The sequence below is a fragment of the Kushneria sp. Sum13 genome (assembly GCF_052692355.1).
The window spans coordinates 2,962,492-2,979,088 of the sequence record NZ_CP199847.1; the positions used below are offsets into that span (position 1 = coordinate 2,962,492).

The window sequence follows — 16,597 nt, forward strand, 5'->3', positions numbered from 1 at the left end:
GTGTGCTTTGCAGGGTTTGCGTGACGAAACGACATCAAAGCGTCACCTCGCCCTGAAAGACAGACAGGGCGGCGGCGTTTCAAGGACAACGGAGAGAGACGTCAGGCGTGACATACCCGGACACAAAAATATCCGGATGCAAAAACGCCCGGACACATGAGGTCCGGGCGCCAGCACGCCCGAGAAGGGCGGTCTATATGAGGCCGTTCAGGCCGTCAGGCCTCAGGCGCGCGCCAGATCCTCGACCATGGCCTTGAGCACGCCGTAGAAGTTTTCTACTGCGCCGAGCTCCACGCGCTCATCCGGCGTATGGGCACCGCGAATGGTGGGACCAAAGGAGATCATCTGCATGCCCGGATTTTTCGAGCCGATCAGACCGCACTCGAGCCCGGCATGAATGACCCGCACCTCGGGGGCGTCACCGGTGACGCGCTCGTGGACACGCTCAAAGCGCCCCAGCAGCTCGGACTCCGGCTCGGGCGTCCAGCCCGGATAGCCTTCGTTGATCGCGGGTTCGAAACCGGTCAGGCGCATCAGGGTCGCAATGCGCGCCACCAGCTCATCGCGGGTCGAATCACGCAGCGAACGCACCATCAGCTGGATAGAGAAAATGGCGTCCCTGAGCCGCACGATGCCCTGATTGTTGGAGGTTTCGACCACGCCCGGCGCCGAGCGGCTCATGCCGGCCACGCCATAGGGCAGGCCGTGCATCAGCCCCATCAGGCGGTAGGTGTCTTCACTGGACAGCGCGCGCTCGGCCGAGGCGGATTCCGTGCTGACGGTCACGCCATCATCGAGCCCTGCCAGCTCCTCGCGATAGATGGCCTGATAGCGCTCGATGTCGGCCATGACCTGATCATGCTGCCGGGCCGGAAACGCTACCGTGGCGCGCGCTTCGCGCGTGATGGCATTGCCCATGGTGCCGCCGTCATAGTCGACCAGCCGCAGGCCGTACTCGCAGAGTCGGTGCAGTAGACGCGACAGCAACCGATTGGCGTTGCCCAGGCCCAGGTGAATATCAAGCCCGGAGTGGCCGCCCTTCAAACCGTGCACGCCAATAACCAGCGTCTCCATGGACGCGTCAATGGGCGCCTCCGAAAGGGTCGCCTTCGTGCGTACCGAGGCGCCGCCGGCGCAGCCAATGTAGACCTGGCCCTCGTCTTCGGAGTCCAGATTCAGGAGATACTTACCCTTGAGCCAGCCCTCTTTCAGATGGATGGCACCGACCAGCGAGGCTTCTTCCTCAACGGTCATCAGCGCCTCGAGCGGACCGTGGGTGAGCCCCTCTTCTTCCAGAATGGCGAGTGCTGCGCAGGTGCCCACGCCGTTGTCCGCCCCCAGCGTGGTGCCACGGGCATAAAGCCAGCCATCGCGGATTTCGGTGTCGATCGAATCACGATCAAAGTCATGGGTCACGCCGGGGGCAGCCTGAGACACCATGTCCAGATGGCCCTGCAGTACCACGCCCGGGCGGTCTTCATGACCGGGCGTGGCAGCCTTGCGAATCAACAGATTGCCGGCGTCGTCACGCTCGTGTTCAAACCCCTTCTCGCTTGCCCAGGCTTCCAGCCGCCTGGCCAGCGCTTCTTCCTTGCCCGACGGGCGCGGCACTTCACAGAAGGTACGAAAGTGGCGCCACAGATAAGTGGGTTCCAGTGTGTCCAGATGTTCGTTCACGCAGACTCTCCCTGTGCGATATGACTCGATGACTGCCCACAAGAATACGCCATTCGTCTTTCTCCTTCAGCTTCTCTCCCTCGGCCTCTCCCCTTAAGCCTCGCCGGCACCGGGACCCTCATGAGGACGCCTCGGCCTCCAGCAGGCCGCGCGCCTGCCGGCGCACCCAGTCCATCGCTTGGGCGCTGCCGGCCAGCCCCTCACGCCGGGCCAGCCAGGTCATCGAGCGCCCCTGCCATAAAAGGGCACACAGCGTGATCAGCTCGGGCGGGATGGTCATCTCATTGGTATCTCGAAGGGTCTGGTGTACCCGCCAGGCCAGCGCCTGACGGCTCGGCACCAGCGGCGCCTGACCAAGGGCCAGCCGTTCCAGCTGCGCCCGTACAATCGCCAAAGATGCCGGAGTGACCACCGCCTGATCACGCAGCGTTTGCGCCACTACCGCCGGCGAGAGCGCCGACAACTCAAAGGCCAAAAGTCCGGGCAGCTGTCCGGCCATCCGCTCGCGCAGCAAACGCTGCAGCGCCGCGCCCGGCTCGTTCAAGGGCCGGCTCATCATCACCGGGTACTCGCCGGTCGAGGTCTCGGGATGCAGCCCAAGGCGCACGCAGGCCAATCCACAGCGCTGCCAGAAAGCCATAAGCCCGGGCTCGGCACCCAGGCTTGCCCCCAGCAGCGACCTGCCCTCACCTCGCGCACCCTCGATAACCCTCCCGACCAGCCGCCGACCCAGTCCCTGGCGCTGATATTGTGGCGCCACAGCCAGGCGCATGATGCGTCGCAGCCGGTGGGTAGCGGCCTCAACCACGCCGCCATGCAACGTGAGCGACTGCGCCATCAGATGGCCGCGCGGGCGGCGTTCGCCGCGGGCAACCTGCTCGGCCAACGCCTCATCAAAGCCGCCTTCTTCCACCGTGACCGCCACCGCCAGCAGACGGCCCTCGCCAGCGATCGGTGCACTCTCCAGCGTTTCGATACCGATATTCGGGCCATCCAGCAGAGTCCGCAGATCCGCCGGAGACGTGCGGTAATGCGCCTGCACCAGCAGCGCAAACAGCGCCTGAAGGCGCGGCTCATCACGGGCCAGCGCATCCCGATCGAGGCGATGATGATAAACGTCTTCAAACGCGTCGCCGCCGGTTGGCGGCTCGGCGGCCAGCGCCAGCAGTCGGGTGACGCTGTGCTCCAGCGGGTCTCCGACGCCCCAGCGCACGGGCGTGTCGAACGTCAGTGCCTTCCACTGCGGCGTGTATTGATCCAGACGGGCGCGAAAGCGCAGTGCAAAGCCGCGGCCGCTGCCCTCGTAGCCGTGCACGGTGGTGGCAAAGACCACGCGCGGGAAATGGCGCAGCGCGTCATGTAGTAATGAGGCCGGCAGCGCGGCGGCCTCATCGACCAGCAGCACGCTGCCATCGCCGCCCCAGGACTCGAGATTCTCCAGCAGCCGATCGGGCGCCACGAAACAGACCTCGCGCCCCTGCCAGACAAAGCGTTGCTCCTGCAGGGCCCCTTCCGGCAACAGCGCGGCAAGGCGCTCAAACACCGGTGCCACACTCGAAAACCGTGGCGCCGTGATCAGGATGCGCGTATCGCCCTGCCTCAGGCGCCGCACCGCGCCGATGCCAAGGGCGGCGCTCTTGCCACGACCCCGATCGGCCGTCAGCACCAGCGGGCGGCGCCGACGCAGCCGCGTGATGGCCGCCACCGCCCGGGCCTGATCCGGGCTCAGGCAGTCGGCATTCTCAACCGCCATCGGCGCTGCCAGCGTAGTCCTCCCGGCCGCCGGCAACATCAGCGGCTTGCCATCGGCCCAGCGGGCCACCCCGGCATCCCTGCCCAGCAACCGCGCCAGTCGGGCCAGATAGCGTGAGGTGAGCGACGGCCACTCAACGGGGTGATCGGCCAGGCGCGCGTAGTCGGCATCCGGTGCCGTGCCCCAGTGCTCAGGAGTCAGCAGGATCAACAGCCCGCCGGCGCGCACGGTGCCGACCAGCGCACCAAAGGCATCCGGGTCGAAACCGTTGACGGCGTCAAACACCACCGCGCCCTGCTCGGTGCCGAGCCGAGTGCGGGCCTTTTTCATCATCAGATGCTCGACCGGTGTTTGAATCGCATCAGAGACGGGTGCCCCCACCCACAGAACATCGGTCAGGGCCAGCGCCTCAAGCAGGGCATCGGCGCGCTCACGCACAACTTCTGTCGGACCGGACAGCCACAAAAGCCCGCGATGGCGGGCGGCAGTCAGGGCCTGGCGCCACTGGCACAGGGCATTCACATCGTCGTCGAACAAGACAACCTCACAGACAGGGATCAGCAGCATCACGATAGAGCATGCCGGATATGGCCATCTGGTGCGACCCGACCGCACGCCACAGGCGATCATTGCCTTTTGCCACGGGCCGGGCGCAGTATTGGCCGCCATTCATCCTCAGGGGCAGCGGCCTTGCTCGATTTTGTTCTGCATCTGGATCAGCATCTCACGACCCTGGTCGAGCATCACGGCGTATGGGTTTACGGCCTGGTGTTTGCGGTCATCTTCTGTGAGACCGGGCTGATCATCATGCCGTTTCTGCCCGGCGACTCGCTGTTGTTCATCACCGGCGCCATTGCCGGCAGCGGCCATCTGGACCCGTGGATCGCAGGCGCCGTCATCGCCACCGCAGCGCTTGCCGGTGACAACCTCAACTACTGGATCGGGCGGCGCTACGGCACCAGGCTTTTCAACGAGCAGTCGCGCTGGCTGCGCCGGGAGCATCTGGCGCGAACCGAGGCCTTTTACGCCCATCACGGCGGCAAGATGGTCATGCTGGCACGCTTTGTACCGCTGGTGCGCACCTTTGCCCCGTTTGTTGCCGGCATCGGTCACATGCCCTGGGCCGTCTTTACCGGCTTCAGCCTGCTGGGCGCTCTGCTCTGGACCGGCATCCTGGTCTCGCTGGGCTATTTTCTGGGCAATGTGCCGCTGCTGCGCGATCATCTGGAAGTGATCATTCTGGGCGTGGCGGTGATCACGGCGCTGCCGATTGCCTTTCGCCTGTTGCGCCGGCGCGCCTGAAACACGCTATATTCCAGCAAGGCTTCAGAACGCGCCCGCCGCGCCGATAGAGCCATTCAGGCCCGCTCCCTTGCGGGTCAGGTACAGGGAGAGACGCCATGCAGCGCCGATCAATGAAGCCCGCCGTACCGGGCTGTTTTCTGGCATGTCTTGTCACCCTCGTGACGCTTGCAGGCACCTCTCTCACGGCGATGGCCGCAGAGTCGGTGATTCTTGATCGCCGCGGGCCCAATCTCGATTATCGCCCTCAGCTTCCCCCCCGCCACCCGCCCTTTGGCATTCGTGACCCGCAGCGTTTCAACCCCGTTCGCGATGTGGACGTCGGCGTGATCCTGCCGCCCGAACAGCTCGAGCACTGGCGCAGCAACTACGTGCCCGACAGCTACCGGCTCAACGGCTATGATGGCGTCAGCGAAGGCGATACCAATGTCTGCCGCCATAATGACGGCTCGCGCAGCTACTCAAGCTCCGGCATGACCTGCGAGGACGGCGACGCCAACCCGCCGGGCGGACGCACCTGGTCAACGAAAAAATAGCGCTGTCCGGGCGACAGCAAACAGTGGCGTCATACGCCGCCCGTCCCATGTCGACCCTTTGAGCGCGCCGAGCGTTTGATGGCCACACCACTAAAGCCTCTGACAGAAGCGATGGCGTATGGCCGGCGTGGCGGTGCTAGAATGCGCCGTTTCGCGGACGCTCCGAGATTTCCCTGGCGCCCGCGGTCACGCTTGTGCCTCCCACGTCTCGGCCTACAAGAGAGCTCCATGTCCGCCCGTTCCGATCGTCGTTCATCCCTGCCCCGCCTGGGGCTGATTCCGCAGATCCTGATAGGCATCGTCGCCGGCACGCTGCTGGCCTTCTGGGCACCAGGCACCGCGAAGTCCCTTGCCATACTCGGTGATCTTTTCATCAATGCGTTGAAGGCGATCGCGCCGATTCTGGTCTTCGTGCTGGTCATGGCGGCGATTGCCGCGCATCAGCGCGGACGGCCGACGCAGGTCCATGGCGTCCTCGCCCTCTATCTGATCGGCACCCTGGTGGCAGCACTGGTGGCGGTCGTGGCGAGCTTTGCCTTTCCGACCACGCTGGCGATCGATGCCCCGCCCGCCGACGGCGCGCCGCCTTCCGATATCATCGAGGTGTTGCGCAACCTTGCCCTCAGCGCCGTCGACAACCCGATCAACGCGCTGGAAGAGGCCAACTTCATTGGCATTCTCGCCTGGGCGGCGGGTCTGGGGCTGCTGCTGCGCCAGGCAAGCGACACCACCCGCACCGCGCTGAGTGATCTGTCCAATGCGGTGTCGGGGCTGGTGCGCTTTATCATCCGTTTCGCCCCTCTGGGCATCTTCGGGCTGGTGGCCAACACGCTTGCCGACACCGGCCTGGGAGAACTTGCCAACTACGCGCACCTGCTGGCCGTGCTGCTGGGCTGCATGGCGTTCGTGGCGCTGGTGACCAATCCGCTTATCGTGTTCGCCCATACGCGCAAGAACCCTTATCCGCTGGTATTTACCTGCCTGCGGGGCAGCGCCATCACCGCCTTTTTCACTCGCAGCAGTGCGGCCAACATCCCGGTCAACATGGCGCTGTGCGAACGTCTCGACCTGCATCGTGATACCTACTCGGTATCGATCCCGCTGGGGGCGACGATCAACATGTCCGGGGCGGCGATCACGATCACCGTAATGACGCTGGCCGCAGCGCATACGCTGGGCCTGGGCGTCGATTTCCTGACGGCGTTTCTGCTCTGCGTGGTCTCGGCACTGGCGGCCTGCGGCGTGTCCGGCGTGGCCGGTGGCTCGCTGCTGCTGATTCCGATGGCGGCGAGTCTGTTCGGCATTTCCGCTGACGTCGCGATGCAGATTGTCGCCGTCGGCTTTGTCATCAGCGTGCTGCAGGACTCCACGGAGACCGCACTCAACTCCTCTACCGACGTGCTCTTCACCGCCGCGGCCTGTCGCTCCCCCGGCGCCCAAAAGCGTCTGGACACAGAGACTCCAAACGAGCCGGCCTGACATCAAGGCTCGTGGTAGCAGGGCCGATGCAGTGTGTCTCCTTTCGAGCCGCCCATTCGGGCGGCTCTTTTGCTTCCCTTTTGAGCTGCCTGTGCGGCAGCGAACATCTCATCAAGGTGGCGATTGATCGCCTCAAGTTTCTGAGCTGCCTGTGCGGCAGCTCGGAAAACGTCGAGCAGAAGCGCGATGTGGATATCGTTGTGATTTTGCCGCCAGAGCAGTTCAACACTGACGCAGCAACTACGTGTCCGACAGCGGCCCACGCAGCGGCCCACGCAGCGGCCCACGCAGCGGCCCACGCAGCGGCCCACGCAGCGGCCCACGCAGCGGCTACGACGATGTATGCGAGGTTAATGCCATTCCTTTGAACAGACGTATCCGGCAGGCGCCAAGCCTCGAAAGATTAGCCGTGACCGCTCGATATGCCGGAAAGACCCGGGTCATTTTTCAAGCGTGTAATCGATCGTGGTGACCACCCGTATTCGTTTGATGTCCGGGGTATAGCTGTCGAGATCCTCGATCGAAAAATAACCCTGGCTTGCGTTTTTGATGGTGCCGACATGGCTGTCGGCATCCCGGGCAAACTGCTGCGCCGCACTGCGGGCATCTGCCGTGGCTTCTCCAATCATTTCGGGCTTCAGAGCATCAAGCCCGGTAAAGAGAAACTCGGTGCGATAGTCATAATTGGGCGAAAGCACCACGCCCTCACTGACCAGCTCTCCCGTTCGGGGCATTGCCTGCTTGACGCCCTCGACCTTCGGAGTGCGTAAAAGCACCGTTGCTTCCCCCTGATAGCGCTCATCGGGACGATCGGCACCATAAAGGTTGGCGAAGCGGTCAGTGACCTGCGGAGAGGTCACGGTAATGCTGCTTGCTTCGAATCCGCTGCGCGTGAGGAAGTCCCTGATACGCGTTGACTGCATCGTCAGCTCACGCTGTAGCGCATCCAGATCGTTGGCCGTCACGGTATAGTGAAGCGGCCAGAGTGCCATATCAGCCGGCACTTCGCGTTCTGAAAGCCCCTTGACGGTCACGCTGCGTCCAGCATCGCGCCAGGTCTCGGCGGCCTTGCCTATATAGCTGCCGCCCCAGATCATGCCCACGGCCAGAAAACTGCCCAGAACAAGGGCACTGCGTATATGCATGGTGTTTCCTCCTGACTCGGGCATCGCCCAGGGTAATTTTTTGGCCATCCGAACCAACGACGGCGCCTGAGAAAAACGCAACACCTGTATTATTGCCGTTTTTCAGCGGTCTGTATGGCAGCATAAAAAACACCCGGCGCCGTGGGCGCCGGGTGTCATTTGACCTCATCTCGTCTGAAAGGCGGGCTTAGACGTCGAAGCGGTCGTGCATCATGACCTTGTTCCAGGCCGCCGCGAAGTCACGCACGAGCTTCTCGTGACCGCCCTTCTGGGCGTAGAACTCGGCAAGCTGACGCAGCTGAGAGTTGGCGCCGAAGATCAGGTCGCAACGGGTCGCCTTGAACTTCGTCTCGCCTGACCTGCGATCGTTGAGCGTAAATTCCAGCCCTTCGGAATCCACCTTTTTCCACTCGAAATCGGGTGAGGTCAGATTGAGGAAGAAGTCATTGGTCAAAACACCCGGACGATCCGTGAAGACACCGTGCTGTTGATAGGCGCCCTTCGCATTGACGTCGAGAACACGCAGGCCACCCACCAGAGCGGTCCATTCAGGCGCTGACAGACCCAGCAGGGCCGCACGATCCATGAAGATCTCTTCCGGCGAGACGTTGTACTTGATGTCATCGCGATGGAAGTTGCGGAAACCGTCAGAGACCGGTTCGAGCCAGCGGAAGGTCTGTACGTCGGTCTGTTCGGCGGTGGCGTCATTGCGGCCCGGCGTAAAGGGCACTTCAACGGAGACACCGGCATCGCTGGCCGCCTTTTCAACTGCCGCACAGCCGCCCAGCACGATCAGATCCGCCAGCGAGACCTTCTTGTTGCCGCTCTGAGCACCATCAAAGTCGCGTTTGAGACCTTCCAGTACGCCAAGCACTTTTGCCAGATCGTCCGGATTGTTGACCGGCCAGCTCTTCATGGGCGCCAGGCGAATACGGGCGCCATCGGCACCACCGCGCTTGTCGGAGGTACGGAAGGTCGAGGCCGCGCCCCATGCCACGGCCGCCAGCTGGGAAACGCTCACGTCGCTTGCGAGAATGCGACGCTTCAGCTCGGCGATGTCGCCGGCATCGACCAGTTCAAAATCGACGGCGGGAATCGGGTCCTGCCAGAGCAGCTCTTCCTGCGGGACTTCCGGGCCGAGATAGCGCGCTTTCGGACCCATGTCGCGGTGGGTCAGCTTGTACCAGGCGCGCGAGAAGGCATCGGTGAAGTAGTCAAAGTCGTTGAGGAATTTCTCGCAGATTGCGCGATAGGACGGATCAACCTTCAGCGCGATGTCGGAGGTCATCATCATCAGCGGATGATCGACGCCTTCCAGGTGGGCATCCGGCGTACGCGGTGCGTTTTTGTCGACCGGCGTCCACTGCAGCGCACCGGCGGGGCTTCGGGTCTGCTCCCACTCGAAGTTGAACAGGTTTTCGAGGTAGCTGTTGTCCCACTGGATCGGATTCTGCGTCCATGAGCCCTCGATACCGTTGGTCATGGTGTCTTCGGCATTGCCCTTGCCGCGCGGGTTATGCCAGCCCAGGCCCTGGGCTTCCATCGGCGCGCCTTCCGGTGCGAAACCGATCTGATCCGGCGGCGTCATGCCGTGGGACTTGCCGAAGGCGTGACCGCCGGCGATCAGCGCCACGGTCTCTTCATCATTCATCGCCATGCGACCGAAGGTGATGCGGATATCGGCTGCAGAATCTTCCGGGATGCCCTTTTTGGCGGAGCCTTCCGGGTCGACGTAGATCAGGTTGGAATTCGATGCCGCCAGCGGCGCTTCAAGGTCGTAATTGTCGTCGCCGGCTTCACCGGTCCAGCGCAGGTCGCGATTGACCATCTGATCCGGATGACCTTCGAACGGACCGTGCGGGGCGTCCTCGATCTTCTTGCCATACCAGGATTCCGGACCCCAGTAGGTCAGGTTATCCGGCTCCCAGGCATCAATACGACCGCCGGCGAAGCCAAAGGTCGGAAAGTTCATGATTTCAAGCGAGCAGTTGCCGGTGAGCACGATCAGGTCCGCCCAGGAGATGGCGTTGCCGTATTTCTGCTTGATCGGCCACAGCAGACGCCGCGACTTGTCGACGTTGCCGTTGTCCCACCAGCTGTTGATCGGGGCGAAGCGCTGCATGGCTTCTCCGGCGCCCCCGCGGCCATCGGCGATGCGATAGGTGCCGGCAGAGTGCCACGCCATACGAATCATCTGCGGACCGTAGTTGCCGTAATCCGACGGCCACCAGTCCTGTGAAGAGGTCAAAAGCGCCTTGATGTCCTTTTTGACCTCGGCCAGATCCAGTTGACTGAAGGCTTCAGCGTAGTCGAAGTCCTCGTCATGGGGATTGGCCTCACGGGGATTTTGATGCAGCAGCTCTACCTTGAGGCGATTGGGCCACCAGTGATCGGTGGTCGGCTCGGAGCCGGCCGCACCGCCCACCGAATCGCCAGCGAAAGGGCATTTGCCGGTGATCTTTATCTCTTCGCTCATGCTGTCCGTCCTTTCCTTGTTGATTCGACTTTTGCTGCGCCTTCGACCCCAACGGTGCCTGACGGCATAACCGTCGAATCAGGGCGATATCAGCGATGTCGCACGCGGCCTGACAGGGCCGTCAGAATACAAACATAGGTTAATTATGGCGGGCCATAAGCGCGTGCCGATGATTTCTCCCTAATACGCTGTTTGGCACCGGCTATGCCTGTCGCCACAGTCAACGCCCCATCGGCATGGAAGATGCTGATCTTTCAGGGAAAGGGCTGTGACGCCTATAAAAATGTCGAGCCGCCAGGAAGTGCCGTGGAGAAGCAAAACATTAAACAATGCTTATTAAAATCCTTAACTTAATGAAGGTTTCGCCGATAGCACTGCCTGAATCGTGACACGCCCTCGCGTGCCCACCTCCGCTGAGCAGGCGCCATTGATGGAAACAATCGAGACAGAAGAGCTGCCACAGATCGCCATTCGCGACATCGATCATATTGCCAGGGTCGTCGACGCGCTGAGCTATCACACCCATGCGCTGTCCATCAGCGTCGGCGAGTCATCGGTGTTCTGGCCGGTCACGCTGCGCGGGCTGGATCACGACCGTCGGGTGCTGTCGCTCTCCCTGCTGGATGCCCAGAGCCTTGACGCCAGGGAAGTGCTCGATCAATCGCTGACGCTCAAGGCCGAAGGCGATAGCGAGACACTGCATTTCGAGGCCATGGTGGCACTTGAGGTGGCGCGCAAAAGCGATCGGATCGAGGTTCAGTGTTCACTGCCAAAAGCGCTTCATACCACCTCCAAGCGCAATAGCCGGCGTGTGTTTCTTTTGAAGGGCATGCAGGTCAAGGCCGGCATTACGCTGTATGAAAACCAGCCGCCCATCACCGGCCGACTGCGCAATATTTCCATTGGTGGGGCACTGCTGGAAGTGCCGCTGGCAGACAGCGCGCCGCTCAAGGAAGAGGAATTTATCGCCGGGCTGGCGCTGTCCTTCCCTGATGGCGAACAGTTCACCGCGATGGCGCAGATTCTTCACGTCAATCCGGCCGGACGGTCACACTTCGCTGCCATCGGCGTAAGCTTTATCCATACAGACCGCGCCCAGGAGCAGCGCCTGACATACCTGGTCAATGAAACCGAGCGGGAAGCGGCCTACCGCACCGGCGAGGGCGGTCGCATGAGCTTTGCATCGCCGCTGTATGCCTCAAACGACCCCGGCTACAAACGCAGTGCAAGGCGCCATCGGAAAACACCTCAGGAAGGCCCCATGGTGGCTGCCCTGCTTGAGGTGACCCGACAGCTGCACATCTTTTTGCTGGCGCTGCAGAATCAGCGCCCGCTGCCGGCACACTGTCTGCTCGACAGCGCGGACACCCTGTTGTCCCTGTTGAAAAAACAGCGCCAGAATCTTTTCTACGCCCTGCACTGCCTGCACGGGGAACCGGCCTGGGTGCAGCACTCGCTGAATGTGGCCGTGCGACTGGGCGACCTGCTCGAGGCCGAACCCGAGCATGCCTCATACGCCCGCGATGCGGTCGTGGCCGCTCTGGTGCATGACATGGGCAAGATGATGCTGGTGGACGATGCCCTGCCCTCGATCGAGGGCCAGCTCGATACCCGTCAGCGCGACCACCTGCGTCGCCACGTGCCCGTACTGCTGGAGGCACTTGCGGGCGCCGAATGGCTGACACCGGTCATGCATCATGACGTGATCCAGTCCATCAACGAACGTCTGGATGGCAGCGGCTATCCGCAGGCGCTCAAGGGCGAGGCGCTGTCTCCGATCGCGCGCATGGCGGCCGTCGTGGATACCGTGGATGCCATGACGCGCAAACGTGGCGACCGGCGAAGCAAAACCGCCATTGAGGCCTATCGCCATCTCTATCACCGTCCCGAGCAGTTCGATAAGCACTGGATAACGCGCTACATCCAGCGCCACGGCTTTTATCCGATCGGCAGTCTGGTGAAGTTTTCAGGCGGCTTTCTGGCCTGGGTGATGGAGCTTGATGACAGCGGCCAGCCGCAACGCGTGCGCGTGGTGCGCAACCTGCACCGCGAAGAACGGACCATGAATGATATTTTGAGCCGGGTGGATTTTGCCCAGCTCGGCACTCTGGAGGGATTGATGCCTCCGGAAAGATTTCGCCTGACACCTTACTGACGCGTTCAGTCCCGCTTAAGCGGCACCGGCGGCGTCAGGGGCTGCGCCAGAAAACGATCGCGCAGCCAGCTGCCGGCAACTCCCAGTTCGCGACTGGCATGCCACCCCAGCTCCAGGGCGATCCAGCGCTCAAGCGCCGGGGCGGTCAACGTCACCAGTGATGGGCGCGCCGGCGAGGCTGCAATCACGTGATCCGACATCAGCGTCCAGCCGACCCCGTGCTTGACCAGCTCCAGCATCACGAAGTGGCTCTCGACCCACCAGACGTCCGCGCCCACGCGCTCGGCCAGCCGCGATCCGGGCTGACCGCGCGTCGCCACGATCAGTTGACGGTGCTGTCTCAAAGCCTCGGGCGTCACGCTTGCTTCACCGGCCAGCGGATGGCTCTGCCCGCATACCAGCCTCAACGGCACACGCCCCAGCGGGCGAGTCTCGAGTGCCGGGAACAGCGGCTGTGGACGGCAGATGACGCCCAGATCCGCCTGCCCCGACTCCAGCATGCGCCCGACATCCTCCAGCAGCGGGAAATGCATTTCGATCTCGACGCTGGGGTATTGATGGGCGAAATCCTGCATCAGCCCACCAATCAGATGTTCCGGGTAAAACTCGTCAATGGCCAGACTCAGGCGCGGCTCGATGTGGGCTTCAAGGCGCCGCGCCACGCCCAGAAAGCGCTCACGCTGGGCCAGAACGCCTCGGGCCTCGGCCACCATGCGTACGCCACTGGCGGTCAGTACCGGCAGACGGGCGCTGCGATCAAACAGCGTCAGTCCCAGATCCAGCTCCAGATTGGCCACATGGGTACTGACCAGCGACTGCGCCTTGCCAAGACGACGGGCGGCCGCGGAAAAGGAGCCTGTGTCGGCGGTCGCGACAAGGGCAGTGAGCTGTTCAAGGGTCGGCGTCATTGCGGGCTCGGCATCCGGGCATCGATCATGAATCCATCTGCCAGACAGATGGATTCCAACTTGGGTTTGGCACTTTCATGAATGATAGTGCCTGGTAACACTGACCGGAAGCTCGACACCATGCGTACCACCCTTGACCGTATTCGCCACACCCTGATGTTTGAAATCATCGGTCTTTTGATCGTCATCCCGCTGGGCCATCTGCTCTTCTCGCTGGACACGACCCACATGGGCATGGTCGGCGTCATCAGCGCCGTGGTCGCCACGATCTGGAACTACGTCTACAACCTGGGGGTAGATCATGCCCTCAAGCGCCTGCGCGGCCATGTGCACAAGACCGTCATCATGCGCGTATTTCATGCCATCTGCTTTGAGCTGGGGCTGATCTGCGTGCTGCTGCCGCTGATCGCCCTGTATCTGGGGCAAACCCTTGCCGAGACAGCACCGCTGGTCACCTCGCTGGCGCTGTTTTATGTGGTCTATGCCTTTGTCTTCAACTGGGTCTATGACGTGGTCTTTCCCGTTCCGACCGCACAGGCACCGCAGACGTCGGCCAGCACCTGACGCGTGCGGGCAGCAGGCAGTTGACCAATTTGTTATAAAGTAACATTATAGGCGCATGGCACGAGCCGCCCACCGCTTCTCAGGCAATGACATGTCCTATTTTGACACTTCTCCACCGCAGGCACGGCGTATCCCGGTCACCCTGCTGACCGGCTTTCTGGGCAGCGGCAAGACCACGCTGCTCAATCAGCTGGTGCAGCAGCCGAGCATGTCGCGTGCGCTGGTCATCATCAACGAGTTCGGCGAGATCGGGCTGGATCATCAGCTGTTCACCGCCAGCACCGACGGCGAACAGATCGAGCTTAGCAACGGCTGCATCTGCTGTTCGATTCGCACCGATCTGGCACAGACCCTGAAAGATGCGGTGTGGCGCTTTGCGCGCGAAGGACAGCGTCAGTTTGATCGCCTGATCATCGAGACCACCGGCCTGGCCGACCCCGCCCCTATCGTGCATACCCTGATGAGCGAGGCAAAGGTCGCGCGCCACTACGCGCTCGACGGCATCGTCACCGTCATGGACGCCGCCAGCGGCAGCACGACCCTGGATCGTCATGACGAGGCGCTGCGTCAGGCAGCGATGGCGGATCTTTTGTTGATCACCAAGCAGGATCTGGCCTCAACGGATCAGCTCAATGCCCTGCGCCAGCGACTGGCCGCAATCAACCCGAGCGCCCCACAAAGACTGCTGGATCACGGCCTCATCGAGGCCGATGCCCTGCTGGGACTGGGAGTTGATGACAAGGCCGCGCGCAGCGCCGATATTCAGCGCTGGCTGGGCGAGGCCGCCACCCACGCGGCCACTCCGCCTGCGCCCACGCTCTCCCCCGGGGCGCTGTTTGCCCGCGTTGACAATGCCGAGGTGCAGACCGGCATGTCGCCGGCGGCGCCGCTGCCTGATGCCAACCGCCACGATGATCATATCCGCGCCCACTGCTTCGTGTTTGAACGCCCGATCAAGGCTGCACGGCTTGAGGCGTGGCTGTCGCTGATCACCAGCCTCATGGGCCACGACATGCTGCGCATCAAGGGCATGCTGGACATCGAGGGCCGCGACAGACCGCTGGTCATTCATGGCGTGCAGCATCTTTTTCACCCGCCGGTTGAGCTTGAGGCGTGGCCGGGCGACGAGCGCTTCTCGCGGCTGGTGTTTATTACCCGCGACATCCCCAGGCAGACGCTTGAAATGACCCTGGGCGACTTTCTCGACGGTTGATTCAACGCTTCGGGACGTTCACGACCCTATAACGCTCACGCCCCTGTCACGTTCATGCCCTCGTGACGTCCCGGTTCGAGCGGCGCAACGCCCTTTATTAACGTTACGATATATCATTGCGAGAAAATCATGACGACATCCACTTCCAGCGACCGGCTTCCGGTCACCATCCTTTCGGGCTTTCTGGGCGCCGGCAAAACCACCCTGCTCAACCGGATTCTGGCCAATCGCGACGGCCGACGGGTGGCCGTGATCGTCAACGACATGTCGGAGGTCAATATCGATGCTGACCTGGTGCGCGGTGGCGAAGCGCACCTGTCACGAACCGAAGAGACCATGGTGGAGATGACCAACGGCTGCATCTGCTGCACCCTGCGCGGTGATCTGATCGAAGCCGTCAGAGGTCTGGCGCACGAAGGCCGTTATGACGCCCTGGTGATCGAATCCACCGGCATCTCGGAGCCACTGCCGGTGGCGGCCACGTTTGAGTTTCGCGACGAGGCCGGATTTTCAGTGTCCGATGTGGCCCGTATCGACGCCATGATCACGGTCGTCGACGCCGCCAGTCTGCTGAAGGATTACGCCTCGACCGAATTTTTGCAGGATCGCGGCGAGATCAATGGCGAGGCGGATGCGCGCACGCTGGTGGATCTGATGGTGGATCAGATCGAGTTTGCCGATCGCATCATCCTCAACAAGATCAGCGATGCCTCGCCGGCAGTGCAGATTTCAGTGCGCGAGATCATCAAAAGCCTCAACGGAGGCGCCGATGTGATCGAGGCCGACTACGCCGACGTGGCCATCGATCAGCTGCTTGATACCGGCCTTTTTGATCCCGAGCGTTCGCGTCAGCACCCGCTCTGGTATCGCGAGCTTAACGATTTCAATGCCCACGTGCCGGAAACCGAAGAGTACGGCATCAGAAGCTTCGTCTTTCGCGCCCGCTCCCCCTTTGATCCGCAGCGGCTGGATGACTTTATCAAGGACGTCGGATGCTGGACGGGTGTGGTGCGCGCCAAGGGGCTTTTCTGGCTTGCAACCCGCCCCGAGCATGTCGGCATGATAAGTCAGGCCGGCGCCTTTATTCGCACCGAGCGCTACGGCTACTGGTGGGCCGGCATGCCAAAGTCACGCTGGCCGGATGATCCGCAGTGGCATGACGACATGGATCGCTACTGGGACGCGCAGTATGGAGATCGCCGCAATGAACTGGTCTTTATCGGTCAGCACATGGACGAGCACGCCATCCGCTCGGCGCTGGAGAATTGCCTCATCGATCTGCCACACGAGGTGCCTATAAAAGAGGCCACAGCCGGGCTTCGTGACCCCTTTCCCGCTTGGGCCTGAGTCCGTGGGCCGGGTTTGCGCATCGCGTCCTGCGTGTGCAGG

The 16,597-nt window shown here is 62.5% G+C and carries 12 protein-coding genes; 7 read left to right on the forward strand and 5 right to left on the reverse strand.

The genetic code is table 11. The features are described 5' to 3' along the window. Positions 1-222 precede the first annotated feature (222 nt). Positions 223-1,677 (reverse strand): beta-Ala-His dipeptidase, encoded by a 1,455-nt coding sequence (pepD, locus tag ACUN8C_RS13730; protein WP_445619724.1) that lies wholly within the window; start codon positions 1,675-1,677, stop codon positions 223-225. Positions 1,678-1,795: 118 nt separating this feature from the next. Beyond that, positions 1,796-3,967, reverse strand: coding sequence for a tRNA(Met) cytidine acetyltransferase TmcA (locus tag ACUN8C_RS13735; protein WP_445619725.1), 2,172 nt, complete (start codon positions 3,965-3,967; stop codon positions 1,796-1,798). 153 nt (positions 3,968-4,120) lie between these two features. Here ACUN8C_RS13735 and ACUN8C_RS13740 point away from each other — a divergent pair, with 153 nt between their 5' ends. The 3 genes from ACUN8C_RS13740 (at position 4,121) to sstT (ending at position 6,747) form a co-directional block, all read left to right on the forward strand. Next, positions 4,121-4,732 (forward strand): VTT domain-containing protein, encoded by a 612-nt coding sequence (locus tag ACUN8C_RS13740; RefSeq protein ID WP_445619726.1) that lies wholly within the window; start codon positions 4,121-4,123, stop codon positions 4,730-4,732. Positions 4,733-4,830: 98 nt separating this feature from the next. Beyond that, positions 4,831-5,268 carry a hypothetical protein gene (locus tag ACUN8C_RS13745; protein ID WP_445619727.1) on the forward strand — a complete coding sequence of 146 codons (438 nt, stop codon included), beginning with the start codon at positions 4,831-4,833 and terminating at the stop codon, positions 5,266-5,268. A gap of 228 nt (positions 5,269-5,496) precedes the next feature. Continuing rightward, positions 5,497-6,747, forward strand: a complete 1,251-nt coding sequence (sstT, locus tag ACUN8C_RS13750) for a serine/threonine transporter SstT (protein WP_445619728.1) — start codon at positions 5,497-5,499, stop codon at positions 6,745-6,747. 440 nt (positions 6,748-7,187) lie between these two features. On the opposite strand, the gene ACUN8C_RS13755 is transcribed toward sstT, so the two are convergent. After that, a complete protein-coding gene (locus ACUN8C_RS13755; RefSeq protein ID WP_445619729.1) occupies positions 7,188-7,892 on the reverse strand; it encodes an SIMPL domain-containing protein in 705 nt (234 codons plus the stop codon). Between the two features lie 187 nt (positions 7,893-8,079). Then, positions 8,080-10,368, reverse strand: a complete 2,289-nt coding sequence (gene katG, locus ACUN8C_RS13760; protein ID WP_445619730.1) for a catalase/peroxidase HPI — start codon at positions 10,366-10,368, stop codon at positions 8,080-8,082. 430 nt (positions 10,369-10,798) lie between these two features. Between katG and ACUN8C_RS13765 the strand changes: the two genes are divergently transcribed. Continuing rightward, positions 10,799-12,523, forward strand: coding sequence for an HD domain-containing phosphohydrolase (locus ACUN8C_RS13765; RefSeq protein ID WP_445619731.1), 1,725 nt, complete (start codon positions 10,799-10,801; stop codon positions 12,521-12,523). A 5-nt stretch (positions 12,524-12,528) separates the two neighbouring features. Here ACUN8C_RS13765 and ACUN8C_RS13770 read toward each other — a convergent pair whose 3' ends face one another. Further along, a complete protein-coding gene (locus ACUN8C_RS13770) occupies positions 12,529-13,431 on the reverse strand; it encodes a LysR family transcriptional regulator (protein WP_445619732.1) in 903 nt (300 codons plus the stop codon). A gap of 120 nt (positions 13,432-13,551) precedes the next feature. Between ACUN8C_RS13770 and ACUN8C_RS13775 the strand changes: the two genes are divergently transcribed. The 3 genes from ACUN8C_RS13775 (at position 13,552) to ACUN8C_RS13785 (ending at position 16,555) form a co-directional block, all read left to right on the forward strand. Next, a complete protein-coding gene (locus ACUN8C_RS13775; protein ID WP_445619733.1) occupies positions 13,552-13,995 on the forward strand; it encodes a PACE efflux transporter in 444 nt (147 codons plus the stop codon). Between the two features lie 91 nt (positions 13,996-14,086). Next, positions 14,087-15,208, forward strand: coding sequence for a CobW family GTP-binding protein (locus ACUN8C_RS13780; protein WP_445619734.1), 1,122 nt, complete (start codon positions 14,087-14,089; stop codon positions 15,206-15,208). Between the two features lie 129 nt (positions 15,209-15,337). Continuing rightward, on the forward strand, positions 15,338-16,555 hold the full coding sequence (locus tag ACUN8C_RS13785) for a GTP-binding protein (protein ID WP_445619735.1): 1,218 nt from the start codon (positions 15,338-15,340) through the stop codon (positions 16,553-16,555). The last annotated feature ends 42 nt before the right edge of the window (positions 16,556-16,597 follow it).